The sequence below is a fragment of the Acidovorax sp. KKS102 genome, assembly GCF_000302535.1.
Taxonomy (GTDB): Bacteria; Pseudomonadota; Gammaproteobacteria; order Burkholderiales; family Burkholderiaceae_C; genus Acidovorax.
On record NC_018708.1, the window covers coordinates 693,027 to 709,348 of the forward strand.

Here is a 16,322-nt window from a genome sequence, read left to right on the forward strand (position 1 = left end):
GCGGTGGCGCCATCCAGATCGGCACGATCACCTACGGCTACACCCCAGGCACGACGCTGAGCAACGTGGCTACCCTGGACGTGACCGGCGCCAACAACGTCACGATCGCCTCGGTGATCGCGACCGACGCCGACCTCGCTCCTGCCGTTTTGGTAGATGTCACCGGCTTCACCGCCACCCTGTCTGCGCCTGGCACCAGCCCGGCCATCCAGTTGGGTGCGCACATCGAGACGCTGACGTTCACCAACACTGGTGAAAAGACCGGCTCCGTGGTGAACTTTGTGGCCGACGCAGCAGACACCAACGACGAAATGCTGACGGTCAACTACGTTCTCAACGGCGTGGCTGCTTCTGTCAACGTGGACTTGACTGGTGTGGATGTGACCAATGCGGGTGCTGTGGCAGCCGCTGTGGCCACCGAGTTGAACTCGATTGCTGGTGTCAATGCATCCGTGCTCGGTGCAGCGCTTACTGTCAACGGCGATGCAAATAACACTGCATCCATCACCAGCCTGGCATCCGGCGGCGGTGTGTTGACGACTCTGCTGAACAGCACGATCGCGGCGACAGGCGGTACCGTCAACCTGGGCAGCACCAGCTTGGCCAACCCCAACGCTGGCGTTATCGGCGCAGGCCTCAGCACCATCAATGCTGCAAACTTCGGTGGCGCCCTGAACCTGGGCATCCTGGCTCTGGTGGACGGCACCAACGACGACAGCAACCCGCTGGTTCCTGGTAACGATGGCTTGGTGAAGGCCTTCCAGCTGATCGCAGGGTCAGGTGTTACCACCGCTACGCTGGGCAAGGACCCCGACAGCGCCAACGTGCCTACCCTGGCCGCTGGCAGCGAATGGGTCATTGACTACACCAACGCAGCTATTGGTAGCCGCTTCACCATCACCGACGACGTGGTGTTTGGCGCTCCTGCACTGCCTGGCGACCCACTGCCCAAGCTGACGCTGCTGAACGTGGACCTGTTCATCACGGGTGACGTGGACCTGACGGGTGTGGACCTGAGCGGTATCAATGGCGCGTCTGACATCTTCGTCGCAGCTGGCAACAGCCTGACCATCACCCCGGCCCAGGCCGAGGCTCTGGCAGGTGGCGTGGTCATCGAAGGCGAAGGCACGGTGCACATCGTGGGCGATGCCTCCGACACCACCGTTGTCGGTAACGTCCTGAGCCTGTGGCCACATGTCCGCACCGTCAACGTGGACCTGTCTGGCGTCACCATCAGCGCTGACCCGCTGGTCGATGCTGACAGCCTGCTGCGTGTGGACCTGCACGACAACGGCGCGTACGACGACACGCACACGCTGGTGGGCTTCAACGTGGTGGGCTCGGCTTTTGCCGACTACATCGAGGCCAGCAACCTGAACGACACCATCGACGGTGGTGCAGGTAACGACGAGCTGTTGGGCAATGGCGGTAGCGATACCTTCCTGGTGACCGCTGGCACCGACACCATCCTGGACCTGGCCGGCAACGGCGCGGCCTCAGCGGGCGCGGACGACGTGCTGGTGGTGTCTGCTGGTGCCACGGCCCTGGCTACCGGCATCACGGAGTTCATTGCGACAGCCGACACCGTGAACAACGGTACAGCTACGCTGAGTACTGCTGTGGGTGGTGGCACCATCAACGTGGCTGCAGCCGGTGGAGCCAACGGGTTCAACCTGACGGGTGGCGCTGGTGCGGACATGCTGATCGGCAGCAACCAGGTAGATGTGATCCTGGGTGGCGGTGGTGTAGACGTACAGACCGGCAACGGTGGTGCGGATATCTTCCGCTTCACGACCAGCACCAGCACGCCTCAAGCAATGACTGGTGCTGACACCCCCACTGTTCCGGGTGAAGACTGGGAGCGCGTCAATATCACTGGCCCTGCAACGGCTGATGGTGTTTTGACAATTCCGTATACCGTCAATAACGGCGCGACGCTCGCGACAGTCCAAGTGAACGTAGTGAACGGGGATGACGCTGCGACAATCGCCGCTTCGGTTCGCACCGCTTTCCTGGCTGCAGGCTTCTTTGCTGTAATTGACGGGACCTCCGTCGAGGTGCGGGGTGCTCTGGGCTCCACTCTGGAGCTTGGTGATGCCATTGCACCGCCAGCAGGCGTTGCGGCGACCGCAGCGGAAGCAGTCACGAATGTCGATGCGGCGCAGGAGACCGTCATCACCATTGGCACGCATCTCCACGCCATTGTGGTTGGTGAGGTCTACACCTTGAGCTTCGCACTTGCAGGTGGCGATACGACGTTCGAGGTTAAGCACACCGCGACGACGACTCTGGAGGAGGACGTAGCATCTGGTTTGGCCGCCAAGATCAACGCCCTCGGTGGTGCGTTGTCGGCTTCGGCAAACGTTGGCTTCCAAGGTGAAATCGTTATCACCGATCTGAATGAAGACAACGGTGGTTTCACTGTGGTGCCTTCTTCTACAGGTGGCTTTAATGGCTCCAGTGCCTCGTCTGACAAGGCCGATGCAAGCACCTTCGACCTGGTCACGGACTTCGGTACGGGCGCCGACAAGATCGACTTCCAAGGTTTGGTTGTTGGCTCGCTGGCGAACTACCTGGAAGGTGGTCAGAACGGTACCCTGGTGACAGAGGCGACCTTTGCCGATGCATTGTTTACGGCGGAAGCCCAGATCAATGGCACTGTCCGTTACTTCCTGACGTCGGTCGATGCCGTTGGCGCTGCTGGTCCCAGCGAAGTTGCGGCAGCAGGTAAGGGTGTGCTGTTCTTCGACGCAGATGGCGATGGCGTGGTCGATGGCGGTGTGCTGCTGACGGGCGTGACTTCGGCCAACTTCGAAGCCGGCTTCATCACGGCTTCGGCTGTACCGGTCTAATACCGCGCAGGTGGCCCGGGTGACAACTTCGCCCGGGTTCTCTTAGCGACGTATTTCACCCACAACAACCTGCGCCTTTGGCGCTCGGTTGCTCCCAAGGGGCGCTTTTCGCAAGAAAAGCGCCCCTTGTTTTCTTAGGGCCCCAGTTTTGGCATTGGCCATCCTGGCACAGCCGCTGGCGGAAAGCGTGTCTGTTCGCGGGCCGCCATACCTGTGGTGGGGGCCAGGGGTGGCGGTGTCTGCAGTGGCATCTTCGTTGGGCGAGTAGCCCATTAGGCTGCAGCCACAATAGGACGATGCATTAGGCATGCACCTGTAGGTGCATGTGAGCCCGGCTGCCGGTGCGGGCAAGGGCTAGGAGGGCTGAGGCGGGTGCAAGGTGCTCGGGGTACGGTTTTGGGCCACTATCTTGCGGTGTGGTCTGCGGCGCGCACTGTTTGATGCTGGCCGAGGGTTTGGCTGCGCACGGCTCTTTGCCTGCTGCCCTGGCAAGGTGCTAGTGCAAGTCCCCAAGGCTTTCAACAGAGCTTGGGTCCACAGTTTCATAAAAAATATGGCTCTGGTCCTGGTGTGTGCTTGTTATTTTGCTATCGATATTGCAGTGAAATTGCAGGGGTAAACTCTGGCCGTGTGGCGGGGGCGCGTGCCCGGCTGCCTACACTAGCCCTTGCAGATTGACCACAAGCCCAACCCATGACAACGACTCCAGACGCCGCGCCCACCTCTCTTCAGTTTGTAACGCGCGGCCGCCATGCCGGGCTGTGCTGGGAGCGCCCGGCGCACTACCAAGCGGCCGCAGCGCAAGTGTTGGCTCCGCTGGCGAGTTTTGAGGCACCCGCAGCGGCCAGCCGCATGCCGTTGGCGTTTGTGGAGCAGGGGGGGCGCTGGCTGCTGGTGGCGGTGCTGGGGGTGCCGTCTGGCACCAACCTGTGCGTGGCACCCGATGGGCGCTGGACGGGGCCCTATATCCCGGCCGTCTTCAGGGCCGCACCGTTTGCATTGCAGCCCGCGCCGGATGGGCGGCTGCTGTTGTGCGTGGATGAGGCCGCCGCGCGTGTGCGCCCGGTGGACCAGGCCGCTGCAGGCGCCGAGCCGTTTTTTGCCCCAGACGGTGCAGCTGCACCGCTGGTGCGGGATGTGCTGGATTTTCTGACCCGGCTGGCCCAGGGGGGCAAGACGATGGAGCGCGCCTGTGCCGCGCTGCATGCACGAGGCTTGTTAGTACCCTGGAAGGTGGTGTTCCAGTCGCCGTCGGGCGAGCCGCAACCGGTGGCCGGGCTGTGGCGTGTGGACGAGGCGGTGCTGCGGCAGTTGCCGGCCGACGCGCTGCACGCCCTGATGCAGGAGGGCGCAGTGGCACTGGCGTACAGCCAGTTGCTGTCCATGCAACACATTGCGCTGCTGGGGGATTGGCTGCAAGCCCGTGCGCTGGCTGCAACCCCACCAGCACCGGCAGCACAGACGCCAGACCTGGATGTGGTGCGCCAGTTGTTTGAGCCGGGCGCGCCAGATACTATCCAGTTCAAGTGGTAGCACGGCCAACCGCCTCGACGATGAAGGGGTTGCAAAAGCAGGGTGCGCTGCGCAGCCTTTCAGCCATCTCTCAAATAAGGCACCATGGCGACTCCCCGATCTTCCCGCTCCGGCGGTCCCCGCACAGCCGCAGGCCGCCAAGCCGTGGCTGGCAATGCGCTGCGCACCGGTGCTTACGCTGCACAGGTGGTTTTGCCGGGCGAAGACCCGGCGCATTTTGAAGAGCTGGAGCAGCAGTTTTTGCGCGACTTTGCCCCGGCAGACGTTGCCCAGAGCGCCTTGGTGCACCAGTTGGCCGTCATCACCTGGAAAAAGCTGCGCCTCGACCGCATCGAGCACAGCCATTTTCTTGGCGTTATCCAACGCCCGTTCCTGCAGCTTGAACTGGAACCTGTGGCGCATTTGCTTCCAGCCGTTGGTGCGTTGCGCTGGGTAAACGATACACGCCACCACTCCCCCGTCGAGCGCGACAGCATATTTGCCGCCCTGCGATGGGCGGGAGAGCTGTCTCTGGTCCCTGAAGGGGGGTATCCGGCCGGCACAATGACCAGCGTCCGATCCAAGGCGCCACTGCTATACCAACACCTTGAGTCCGAGGCGCAAGACTACAGCCCCGCCATTGCGGCGTCGGACTGGCTGACCGAGGACGTGTCGAATGCGGATGGTGAAGAGGGCCTTTTTGTGACCTTGGCCTGCTTGAGTTTTTGCCGTATCTATGCCGCGTGGGAGTGGGTGGAGCCGCAACGCGAAGCAGCAGAGCAAGCCATCCGGCAGCTGCAGCAGCAGCGCATTCTGACCAGCATGCGGCAAAGCAATGTCAATCGCATCCATGAAGATCTTGACCGGGCATTCCAGCGCAACTTGGCGGAGCTGCGCCGCCAGCAAAACTGGCGGCGTGATCGGGCAACGCGTACGATTGCACCAGAGCCTGGGCAGCCCTCTGCCGGGGCATGACGATAGTTGCGCAATTCAGACTGGTTCTCATCTACGCCCCGCCCGGTGGCTGTGTTAGTACAAACCGGTCTGCCATCCCGGCACAATTGGCAACAGAAAATGGACAATGGCGGCCGGGGTGTGGTCAGCTTGGCTGGGGCGCACCGGTTTCCCGTCTGCGCTGCCGCTCCACAGCATCGCCTTCTAAAGTTTCCACCAAAGCGCACTCCATGCCAAAGGCCTTGATCGTTTTGCTCAGCCCCGGTTGGTTAGGGGCCGCCCGGCTGCCCCGTGCCTTGCACCGCGCGGGCTGGCAGGTTGCATCGCTGTGCTCGCCCGGCAATCTGCTGGCTCACAGCCGTTTTGCGGGCACGGTCACCGTGGCTGCGTCCGGCGATACGTTGTGGGCTGATCTGCTTGGGGTGGTACAGGCAGAAAAGCCGGACGTGCTCATTCCCGGGTGCGAGGGTGCCGTACGTTTTTTCCAGCTGGTTGTAGCGTCCGCGCTCGGGCAGGTGTTGTCGGCGCAGGCAGCGGCGGTACTTGCATTGGTGCGTGCGGCAGTAGGCACCGGGCATCATCACCATGCCACGCTCAGTAAGACCGCAATTCATGCGCTTTGCCTGGAGTGGGGCCTTCCGGTGCCGCGCCAACTGCCCGTGCGTACAGCGCACGACGCCATCACGGCGGCAGCCAACTTGGGGTACCCGCTGGTTCTCAAGGGCGAGCACGGTTTTGCGGGCCAGCAGGTTCGCATTTGTCGCGACCCGCTGGAGCTGCTGTGGGCGTATCAGGACCTTCACCGCGCTCATCCGGGCGGTCACATCGATGCGCAGCAGTACGTTCATGGCACTGTTGCCATGTGTGCGGGCGCTGCCAAGGGTGGCAGTTTGCTGGACAGTGTTTTTGCCCTCAAGCGTCATACCCACCCAGGCGCTACGGGTCCATGCAGTGTGTTTGAGTTTGCAGATGATGCACGCCCAGCCGCCATGCTGGCGACTTTCGTACGCCAGCTGGGGTTTACCGGCCTGTGCAGCGTAGATCTTATGGTGGAGGAGGGCACGGGCAACCTGTTCGTGCTGGAGCTCAACCCGCGGCCCGTTCCTTTGAGTTCGCTGGGCCATCTGGCCGGTCATGACCTTTGCGAGGCATTGGCACGGGCTTTTGGCGGCGAACACGCAGGTGCAAACGCTGAGCAGAGCGACAGGCCGCCATTTGTGGCGCTGTTTCCCAACGAATGGACCCGCGACCCTGATAGCCCCTGGTTGCACGCGGCGCACCACGATGTGCCCTGGGACGATCCGCCATTGCTCAGCGCGATCATCGCATCGCGTGTGCTGTGACTGCGGCGATGCCAAAAACCCTTGCTCAATCTCGTCAGATGTCCACCCATCTGCCTCAAGCTATATTGCTTTTACCGCGACGTGCTCAGCGTCTTCGCCGCAAGTCGAATGGAGCACGGGCCAAACTTTGAACGCCCGCCAGTCAGATGAACCACGACAAAAATACGCCTCCACCACACAAGGCGGCATCTTCTGCTGTGCCGCGAAAAAAGCGGCTGCTGTGGGCTAATGTGTACTGCCTGCTGGATACATCCAGCGGCGCCGCTATGGCCGTACGGCAAATGCTGCTCCAGCTGCAAAGTGCGGGCTGGGCGGTAGACATTCTGGGGGCCGCCGTGTTTGACCATGCGCGAGGCACCGCAGGTCTGCAGGGCCAATGGGCAGCGCTTAGGCAGCATGAAGGCAGCCTGGTGAATGTGGAGGATGGCACGCTTGTGCACCGTTTGCTGGTTACATCCAGTACCGATCGAGGTGCAATGACCAATCGGGAGGAGGGCGCCTGGTTTGGTCTGTACGAGCAGGCGCTAGAGCTGGAGCGGCCTGATGTGGTTTTTTACTATGGGGGGCAGCCCTTTGATTTTCTGATCGCCAGCGAGGCCGCTCGGCGTGGTGTCCCGGTGGTGTTTTATCTGGCCAATGGCAACTACACCAAAAAACGCTGGTGCCAGGATGTGGACCTGATCCTCACTGACTCGCAGGCCACAGCCAGTCTCTACAAACAACGACTGGGCGTCGACGTCGTCCCGGTGGGCGCTTTCATTGATCCCAACCGGGTGGTGGCTGCGCAGCGCGAGCCCGAGCGGCTGCTGTTCATTAACCCCAAGCCTGAAAAGGGGGCGCTGTGGGTGGCACGCCTGGCCTTGTGGCTGGAGCAGCACCGCCCCGACATTGTGCTGGAGGTGGTGGAAAGCCGGGGCCAGTGGTCCGACGCCGTGCGCACCATGACCCATGCACTGGGGCAGCCCCGCGATACCCTCCGCAATGTCGTGGTTACCGCCAACACCAGCGATATGCGGCCCATCTATGCCCGCGCCAGGGTGGTGCTGGCGCCCAGCCTGTGGTGGGAGAGCGCCGGCCGGGTGCTGGCCGAGGCCATGCTTAACGGTATTCCGGCCATCTGCACCAACCGGGGTGGCATGCCGGAGATGGTGGGGGACGCGGGCATTTTGCTCAACTTGCCTGAGAAGTACCACCAGACCCCATACAACGCATTGCCGGCGGAAGACGAAGTGACACCACTAGGTCACTGTGTCGTGGCATTGTGGAATGACACGCAGCGCTACGAAGACCTTGTGCAAAAGGCCTTCCGGGTTGGCAAGCAGCGCCACAGCCTGCAGGCCAATACGGTCCGGTTGCTGCGGGTTCTGGACGCGTTGCTAGGTCCAGCTTGGCCATCGACGATGCCCAGCGGTGAATCTGCCGTGGACGAAGGGAGGGGCAGTCTTGCCCCAGTTACGCCCGGTAGGTGCTAGGGCTGCGCGAGCATCGCGCGACCCAGGCAAGCCTCACGCCTGAGTTCGGGGCGTCCCATTGCTTGATTGCACTTGGAACTGTCAGCGCTTCGCGTGTGCTTGACGCCATGCGATGCTAAAAAACCTGACTCAATTGCGCGCCCCATGTCCAGGAGGCATGGGCCCGCTCACTCGCCAGGCGTGCCTTGGCTGAGGCGGTGTCGTAATCTGCGACCACTTGGCGCATCAAAACCACCAGGTGTTCTTCGTCGGGATCCGCCCATTGGCTTGCAATGTGCGGGAAACACCGCGTGTCTGCATCGACCAGCCGCCGGTTATGAATAAGGTAGGCTGTCTCGGGCGTGCAGAAGTCCAGATGCCCGCCAAAGTCAGTGGCAATCACGGGAAGCCCGGTCGCCATGGCCTCCAGAAACGGCAAGCCAAAGCCTTCCCCGCGGGTGGGCAGCACAAAGCAGTGGGCTGCCTGGTAAAGCTGGGCCATGGCGACATCGTCCTCCAGAAGCTGGTGCACTACGCGCACCTTGGTGGGGTGTTTGATTGCTCTGCGAAGGTCGCCTGGCCCATGCAGGCCGACCTTGATGACCAGTTGAACATCGGCCCGGTTGTCAAAAGCGCGCTCAAAGCATTCGATGAGCATGGGGAGGTTTTTGCGCGGAGTGTGTTCCGCAACACAGAGGAAGATGAATGGCGTATCCAAAGTTCTTGCCCTGTAGCGATAGTGCTGCGGGTCAAAACCATGGCCGAGAACGTCAACCGGTATCTTGATCCCACTGGCCAGGAAAACATCTCGCACAAATTTGCTGCAGGCATATACGCGGTCGTTGGCGTTGATGGTGCTAACGATGGTGCCAGGCAGTGTGGCGGCTTCGTAAAACAACCACGGTGTCATCTGGCGGGCGCACCGGGGTTTGCGCGCTTCGAGCACCGACCCGTAAGTCACCATCTGGTCTACGGTTTCTACGGTGGGGTTGGGGTTCAGAAGCGCACGAGTTTTTGCAGACCATCGTGGCTCCATGAAGTCGGTGCGGAAGGGGGAAAAGCTGACGCTGTAGCGCTGGGTTTGCAGCAGGTGCGACAAAAAATACTGGCCCACCCGGCCCATGCTTCGGGGACCACCGAGGAAGCCGTGATAGCAAATGGAGTGCATACGATTGATTGTGCTCTTTGTCTCCGGCTACACCCATTTTCGGGTCGGAGCGTGCAAAAGCGAGCGAGCCGGGGTGTAACCTCCTTGTGGAGGCTTCCTCGTGTTTTGGTGGAATGTCTCGCCGGCGATGGCTGTTCCATTGCGCGGGCGGGCGATAATTCTCAAGCCGCCCGGTCAGGGCATGTTTTTATTTTTCTTTTCAGACAGGAATCACGATGGCTTTGCCAGAATCCCTCACCTTCAACGGCAACGAGTACTCCGTGGCTGCCCTGAGCGAGGCTGCGCGCGTTCAGATTACGAATATCCAGGCAGTGGACGCCGAAATCGCCCGGTTGCAGTTGCAGTTGGGCATTGCCCAGACAGCACGCAGCGCCTATGTGGGTGCCTTGTCCGCTGCGATGCCGGCTGCGTCCAATGTGGTGTCGTCCGACGCACCCGCAGTGTCTGCGGCTTGAGGCTGTGCAATTTGGTGTGGGCTCTGCGCTGCAGGAGGGTTGCCCTCCATCCCCGCCATGAAGCAGTTTGAGCGCATTACCACCGAGTACGTGGAGGCAGAGGATCGCATTCGCATGGCGGGAACTTTGCACGGCGGGGAGTTGGTTGTTGCTTGGTTCACGCAGCGTTTGCTCCAACGGCTGGTGGCTGCGTTGGTGCAGCAGTTGCAGGGACAGGGCGCAGGCGTACCGAGGTCAGATGGGCCCAGGGCGGACATGTTGGCGCCCGATGCCCTGAGAGCACAGGTGATGCAAGGGTTTGCACAACAGGCAGCCCGGGCGAAGCTGGCGCCCCAGCCCGCAGTACTTGCTGCACCCGACCACGAGGCATGGTTGGTCCACGAAGTGAATGTCGCTCAACTTCCGCAGGCGGTGCAGCTCACTTTCAAGGGTATGCGCACCGGCTCCGGCGTTGAACGCACCCCGATCGGCGTGCTGGTGCTGGCGCCAGAACCTTTGCGTCAGTGGCTTTGTATTCTCTACGACAACTATCGCAAGGCTGGCTGGCCCTTGCAGGTATGGCCAGATTGGGTGACCGAGAGTGCAGTGGCCAGCGTCCCGGCGGGAACGACTCTGCTGCATTGAGTGCATCGGCAACAGTGGCATACGCGACTCTCGCCCAGCGCTCCGCCGGAAGGACGGGTTGGTGTTGTGCTCGCTTCGTCTTGCACAGGCGGCAGATTGAATTTGCTCAAGTGCTTTTTGCAGGCACATTTTGCACCTCCCTGCTGGAATGGCCGGAGGTGATTTCGTGCTGAGGAGTTGGGCGCTTTTGCGCCGAGGCTGCTTGCGAGGATGTGCCTGCGTGGCGCCAGTAAATCCTTCCGCTCAACGCGTGGTCTGCCTCAAAGGTATCTGCTGAGGTGTTGTGGAGTTGTGCGTGTAATGCGGCCTCGTGTTGCGTGTTGACGACGGCATAAATATATTCATATAGGAATTATTTAGCGCGATAGAATGCGCTTCCTATATGAATTTAGTGCTGTGTGTTCCTCTTCATGCGTCTCCGGAGCAGTACGCCCGGTTGCAGGCGTTGCAGAGGGTTTTTGCGCAGGTATGCAATGCGTTGGCGCCGCTGGTGCGGCAAACGCGGGTGTGGAACCGGGTGGCATTGCACCATCTTGCCTACCGCCAGCTGCGAGAGCAGTTTCCTGCCCTCGGGTCTCAAATGGTGTGCAACGCCATCTACTCCGTGTCGCGTACCTGTCGCAAGGTTTACCAGCATCCCGATAGTCCGTTCAACCTGACGCGTTTGGGTAATCGGCCATTGCCGTTGTTGCGGTTCGCCGACAGCTGTCCCGTGTATTTCGACCGGCACACGCTCAGTCTGAAATCCGGTCAATTGTCCATGTTCACGCTGGATGGACGCATGCGCTTTCAGTTGGCCTTGCACCCTGAAGACGAGGCGGCCTTCCATTCCCGCAAATTGCGCGAGATTGTGCTGTCTCGGCGGGTTGACGGCGTGTATCAGTTGGCATTCTGGTTGGCCGAAGTTGACAGTAACCAAACGAAGCCGGCAGGCGCCGAGTTAGAGGCGGCCCAGCCCGAGCAGGGCGAAATTCCAGAGTATGTGATGGTGGAGGAAACTGAATGAGTCAACAGAAAACCCCTTCGGAGTTGCGCGAGGCGCTGATCACTCTCCGGCCTTATTTGGTGCGTGCGACATGGTTTAGCCTGGTGGGGAGCCTGCTCTTGCTGGCGCCCACTGGTTACATGCTGGAGGTGTACGACCGTGTGGTGAGCAGCCGCAATCACCTGACATTGGCCATGCTGACTGTGCTAGTGCTGGGCGTGTACGCTGTGATGGAGGTGGTCGATTGGGCGCGTAACGAAATTTTGCGGAGTGCCGGCCACGCACTGGACCGACAGTTGTCCGGCCGCATTTTCGACGTGGTGTTTGAGGCTAGCCTCAAGCGTGTCCCCGGTGGCACGCCGCAGTCCATGAGCGATTTCAGAACGGTACGCGATTTTCTGCATGCGCCGGTGCTGGTGGCGATGATGGAGGCGCCAGTTGCACTGGTGTTTATGGTGTTGATTTTTGCCATCAGCCCGGTACTGGGTTGGGCTGCGGTGGCAGGGGCTGTTGTGCAGACGGCGGTTGCTTGGCTGAACGAACGCGGCAGCCAGCCGCCGTTGGCCCTGGCCAACCGCACGGCGATTGCGGCGCAGCAATATGCCGATGGTTCATTGCGCAATGCCGAAGTGATCGAGTCGATGGGGATGCTGCGCAATATCCACCGCCTGTGGATGAACAGGCAGAGCGAGTTTTTGAAGCTGCAAGCGCAAGCTTCGGATGTAGCGGGTGTATTTCAGGCCATTTCCAAGTTCGTACAGCAGGTGATGGGTTCGCTCCTTCTGGGGCTTGGTGCTTGGCTATTGCTGCGCAACCAGCTCAACGGTGGTTCGGGCATGATGATCATCGCCTCGGTGCTGGGCGGGCGCATGCTGGCACCGCTGGTGCAGATTGTCTCCCAGTGGCGTGCGGTGGTGAGTGTGCGCATGGCTTGGGCCCGGCTGGATCAGCTGCTGCGCCAGTTGCCCAAGCGCCCTCCCGCCATGGAGTTACCGCCACCCAAGGGTGCGCTGGCGGTTGAGGGGGTGACGGCGGGTGCCCCGGGTTCGCCAGCCGCCATTGTGCGCGGCATACAGTTCTCTATTCTGCCTGGTCAGGTGCTCGCGGTGGTGGGGCCGTCTGCCTCGGGTAAGACCACGTTGGCAAGGCTGCTCACGGGGCTGTGGCCAGCAGCCGTGGGCAAGGTGCGTCTTGATGGGGTGGATGTATTCATTTGGAACAAGGCTGAACTGGGCCCCCACGTAGGGTACCTGCCTCAAGGGGTGGAGTTGTTCGAGGGGACGCTGGCTGAGAACATTGCCCGCTTTGGTCCGGTGGACCGCACCCGGGTCGAGGAGGCGGCAAAGCTGGTGGGCCTGCATGAGCACATCATGTCATTGCCACAGGGTTACGACAGCGCTGTGGGGCGCGACGGCGCGATGCTGTCTGGTGGGCAGCGACAGCGTGCGGCTCTGGCACGCGCGCTGTATGGCAACCCTGTGTTTGTGGTGCTTGATGAACCCAATTCCAGCCTGGACGAGGAAGGCGATGCGGCACTGGCTGCCGCCATCACGGCACTCAAGGCGCGTGGCACTACGTTCGTGGTCATGACTCACCGCACCAGTGTGTTGGCAGTGGCCGATCTGATGCTGGTGATGCGCGATGGCACGCAGCAGGCCTTTGGTCCGCGTGACGAGGTGCTGGCGGCATTGACCAAAGCGTCGCAGGAGTCAGCACAGGCGCGGCCGGCGTCGCAGCCGGTGGGCCTGCTGGCGCCAGCCGCAGCGTGACGGCGGGGTTTTTACACAGAACACTATGACCAATTCCAAGTTTTTCGACCGCAGTGATCTGACCCGTACTTTGTGGGCTTTTCGCCGCGAGTTTTTCATGGTGGGGATTTTCAGCATGGTGGCTAACTTGCTGATGCTGACCCCCACTCTCTACATGCTGCAGGTGTACGACCGCGTGCTGGTCAGCGGCAGCGAGCTGACGTTGCTGGCGGTGTCGCTGGTGACCTTGTTTTTGCTCGGCATGATGTCGTTTTCCGAGTGGTCGCGCTCGCGGCTCTTGGTGCGCACGGGTGTGCGCCTGGACGAGATGCTTGGTACCAAGGTATTCAATGCCAGCTTTGAAGCCTATCTGTCGCAGTCCGGCCACAACCCGTCGCGGGCCTTTGCTGACCTGACCGAGTTGCGCCAATTCATGACGGGTAATGGGGTATTTGCTTTTTTCGATGCGCCATGGACGCCCATATACATCGGAGTTTTGTTCTTGCTGCACCCTTGGCTAGGTGTAGCGGCCATTCTTTTTACCTTGGTGCAGATGGCGCTGGCATGGTTCGGACACCGCCACACCATCGCGCCGCAGGGGGCTGCTAGCAAAGCACAGGCCGAAGTAAACGCCTATTTGCAGGGCAAGCTGCGTAATGCCGAGGTGCTGGAGTCCATGGGCATGCTTGGTAATCTGCGTGGTCATTGGGCGGTGCGCAATGACAAGGCGCTGCGGGATGCCCACGCTGCGCAGGGCATTTCCGGGCGTGTAACGGCCTGGAGTAAGTTCATTCGCTATTCGCAGCAGTCGCTTTCTCTCGGGATTGGTGCGTTGCTGGTGATCGATGGTCAGATGACGCCGGGCGCCATGATTGCGGGCAATGTGCTGATGACGCGTGCGTTGGCTCCGATTGATCAGTTGGTCAGTTCCTGGCGTGGGTTCATTGGGGCGCGCGACGCGTTTGCACGCCTTGAAGCTCTGCTGGAGGCGCACCCTGAGCGCGACCCGGCGCTAACCCGAGTGCCGCCCACCGGAGCCATTGCCTTGCACGGTGTGGTGGCCACCGCCTCAGGACGCGATGAGCCAATACTCAAAGGTATTGATTTGGAGGTTCCTGCGGGCACGGTAACGGTGGTACTGGGGCCGTCGGGTTCGGGCAAGTCCACGCTCGCACGCGTGATCATGGGCATCTGGCCCGAGGTGTCGGGCGAGGTGTTGCTCGATGAGCGCCCGATCCAGGGCTGGAATCGTACCGAGCTTGGCCCGCATTTGGGGTATCTGCCCCAGGACATTGAACTTTTTGAGGGCTCGATTGCCGAGAACATTGGCCGCTTCACTGAAATGGATTCGCCCAAGGTAATCGCTGCAGCCGAGTCCGCAGGTTTGCATGAAATGATTCTGCGTTTTCCCAAGGGCTATGACACCTCGATTGGGGAGGCGGGAAGCCTGCTTTCGGGGGGGCAGCGCCAGCGCATTGGGCTTGCGCGTGCCATTTACGGGGACCCTGCGCTGGTGGTGCTGGACGAACCCAACGCCAATCTGGACGATGCTGGTGAAGCAGCACTGCTCAAAACAGTGCGCGAGCTCAAGGCCAAGGGCAAGACCGTGTTTCTCATCAGTCATCGCCCCGGTGTGGTGGCCGTTGCCGACCGGCTGCTGGTTCTGCGCGATGGCCGGGTGCATGCAGAGGGGCCGCGCGATGCGGTGATGACTGCGTTGCAGGCTGGCCGTCAGCCACCCCCCACTGCGACGCCGGATACCGATGCCCCAGCGCATTCGCTTCCTGCTGCCGCATAGGTGCTACTTCTTCTTTTCCCCTCGATCACACCATTTTTTAGCCGAGATTGTCATGGCCATTCAAGACGTTTCCCCCAAACGCCCTAGCCCCGAGGTGGGCGGCGCGTTGGCGGCACCCGCCGCAGCTCAGGAGTCTCCCTCCGCTTCCGATACCAAGAGTCCGGCACGCATAGGCCTGTGGGCGCTGGGCTTGGGCTTGGGCGGTTTTCTTCTCTGGGCTGCGCTCGCGCCGCTGGATGAAGGGGTGCCGAGCCAAGGCATGGTGGCTATAGATACAAAACGCAAGGCTGTACAACACCTGACAGGTGGCATTGTCAAAGAGGTTCTAGTGCGCGAAGGCCAAGTGGTCAAAGAGGATGAGGTTCTCATTCGACTCGATGAGGCCACTGCACGTGCCAACTATGAAGGGGTGCGCCAGCGCTATCTGGGACTGCGCGCGATGCAGGGCCGTTTGCTGGCCGAGCAGTCGCGCAGCAGCACGGTAACGTTCCACCCGGATCTCAAGGCCGCGCAGTCCGACCCGCTGATTCGTCAGCAGATGGTCACGCAGGAGCAGCTGTTCCGCGCCCGGCAAGAGGCTTTGCGAGCGGATATCCAGGGTATCAATGAGAGTATTGAGGGGCAGCAAGCGCAGTTGCAGGCGTACGAGAGCATGCTTGCCAGCCGTCGCAGTCAGTTGGCGCTCCTCAGTGAGGAGTTGGGCAATACACGTGAAATGGTCAAAGAGGGTTATGCGCCTCGCAATCGGCAACTCGAGTTGGAGCGCATGGTGGCGGAGTCCAATTCTTCCATTGCCGATCTTCTTGGGAATGTAACTCGTGTACGTCGGTCAATTGCTGAACTTCGTCAGCGGACGATCGTTCGCCAGCAGGAGTATCGCAAGGAGGTGGAGTCGCAACTGGCGGACGTGACCCGCGAGGTGCTGTCCGATGCTGAGAAATTTGTGGCGGTCAAGGCGGACATGGAGCGGCTTGAGATCAAAGCCCCTGTAGCTGGTCAGGTGGTGGGGCTGGCCGCACAGACCGTTGGCGGTGTGGTGCAGCCCGGGCAGAAGTTAATGGATATTGTTCCCGTGGATCAGGCGCTTCTGCTGGAGGCGCACGTGGCGCCAAACCTGATCGACAAAGTACATGCAGGCCTGCCTGTTGACATTCGCTTCTCGGCCTTCGCTCACTCGCCACAGTTGGTGGTGGCTGGCAAAGTGGTGTCAGTTTCAGGTGACTTGTTATCTGACCCCCAGAATCCTCAGGTGTCTTATTACCTCGCTCGGGTGGGGGTTACGCCGGAAGGTGTCAAGACCTTAGGCTCGCGTCAGATGCAGCCTGGTATGCCGGCTGAACTTGTGATCAAGACAGGAGAGCGGTCGATGCTCACGTATCTCTTGCATCCGCTGACAAAGCGTCTGGCTGCATCCATGAAGGAGGAGTGAGCG

The 16,322-nt window shown here is 61.1% G+C and carries 12 protein-coding genes; 11 read left to right on the forward strand and 1 reads right to left on the reverse strand.

Features of this window, described 5'->3' with window-relative positions; translation table 11 throughout:
* The first annotated feature begins 311 nt into the window (after positions 1-311).
* From C380_RS25470 to C380_RS03170, 5 genes are all read left to right on the forward strand, one after another.
* Entirely contained in the window at positions 312-2,852 is a 2,541-nt protein-coding gene (locus C380_RS25470) for a hypothetical protein (RefSeq protein WP_238544103.1), read from the forward strand.
* Between the two features lie 693 nt (positions 2,853-3,545).
* Positions 3,546-4,385 carry a SapC family protein gene (locus C380_RS03150; protein WP_015012442.1) on the forward strand — a complete coding sequence of 280 codons (840 nt, stop codon included), beginning with the start codon at positions 3,546-3,548 and terminating at the stop codon, positions 4,383-4,385.
* 144 nt (positions 4,386-4,529) lie between these two features.
* The gene (locus tag C380_RS03155; protein WP_015012443.1) at positions 4,530-5,339 is read left to right on the forward strand and encodes a hypothetical protein; all 810 of its coding nucleotides are present in this window, start codon (positions 4,530-4,532) and stop codon (positions 5,337-5,339) included.
* A 209-nt stretch (positions 5,340-5,548) separates the two neighbouring features.
* Entirely contained in the window at positions 5,549-6,661 is a 1,113-nt protein-coding gene (locus C380_RS24845; RefSeq protein ID WP_015012444.1) for an ATP-grasp domain-containing protein, read from the forward strand.
* Positions 6,662-6,807: 146 nt separating this feature from the next.
* The gene (locus C380_RS03170) at positions 6,808-8,133 is read left to right on the forward strand and encodes a glycosyltransferase family 4 protein (RefSeq protein WP_015012445.1); all 1,326 of its coding nucleotides are present in this window, start codon (positions 6,808-6,810) and stop codon (positions 8,131-8,133) included.
* Positions 8,134-8,248: 115 nt separating this feature from the next.
* Here C380_RS03170 and C380_RS03175 read toward each other — a convergent pair whose 3' ends face one another.
* On the reverse strand, positions 8,249-9,280 hold the full coding sequence (locus tag C380_RS03175) for a glycosyltransferase family 4 protein (RefSeq protein WP_015012446.1): 1,032 nt from the start codon (positions 9,278-9,280) through the stop codon (positions 8,249-8,251).
* A gap of 215 nt (positions 9,281-9,495) precedes the next feature.
* Between C380_RS03175 and C380_RS03180 the strand changes: the two genes are divergently transcribed.
* The 6 genes from C380_RS03180 to C380_RS03205 all read left to right on the forward strand — a co-directional run bounded on the left by C380_RS03180 (position 9,496) and on the right by C380_RS03205 (position 16,319).
* On the forward strand, positions 9,496-9,735 hold the full coding sequence (locus C380_RS03180) for a DUF6447 family protein (RefSeq protein WP_015012447.1): 240 nt from the start codon (positions 9,496-9,498) through the stop codon (positions 9,733-9,735).
* Positions 9,736-9,792: 57 nt separating this feature from the next.
* On the forward strand, positions 9,793-10,359 hold the full coding sequence (locus C380_RS03185; protein WP_015012448.1) for a hypothetical protein: 567 nt from the start codon (positions 9,793-9,795) through the stop codon (positions 10,357-10,359).
* 382 nt (positions 10,360-10,741) lie between these two features.
* Positions 10,742-11,365, forward strand: a complete 624-nt coding sequence (locus C380_RS03190) for a hypothetical protein (protein WP_015012449.1) — start codon at positions 10,742-10,744, stop codon at positions 11,363-11,365.
* Positions 11,362-13,113 carry a type I secretion system permease/ATPase gene (locus C380_RS03195; RefSeq protein WP_015012450.1) on the forward strand — a complete coding sequence of 584 codons (1,752 nt, stop codon included), beginning with the start codon at positions 11,362-11,364 and terminating at the stop codon, positions 13,111-13,113. Before C380_RS03190 ends, C380_RS03195 begins: the two co-directional genes overlap by 4 nt.
* Before the next feature lie 25 nt (positions 13,114-13,138).
* Positions 13,139-14,890 carry a type I secretion system permease/ATPase gene (locus tag C380_RS03200; protein WP_015012451.1) on the forward strand — a complete coding sequence of 584 codons (1,752 nt, stop codon included), beginning with the start codon at positions 13,139-13,141 and terminating at the stop codon, positions 14,888-14,890.
* A gap of 52 nt (positions 14,891-14,942) precedes the next feature.
* A complete protein-coding gene (locus C380_RS03205; RefSeq protein ID WP_015012452.1) occupies positions 14,943-16,319 on the forward strand; it encodes an HlyD family type I secretion periplasmic adaptor subunit in 1,377 nt (458 codons plus the stop codon).
* The last annotated feature ends 3 nt before the right edge of the window (positions 16,320-16,322 follow it).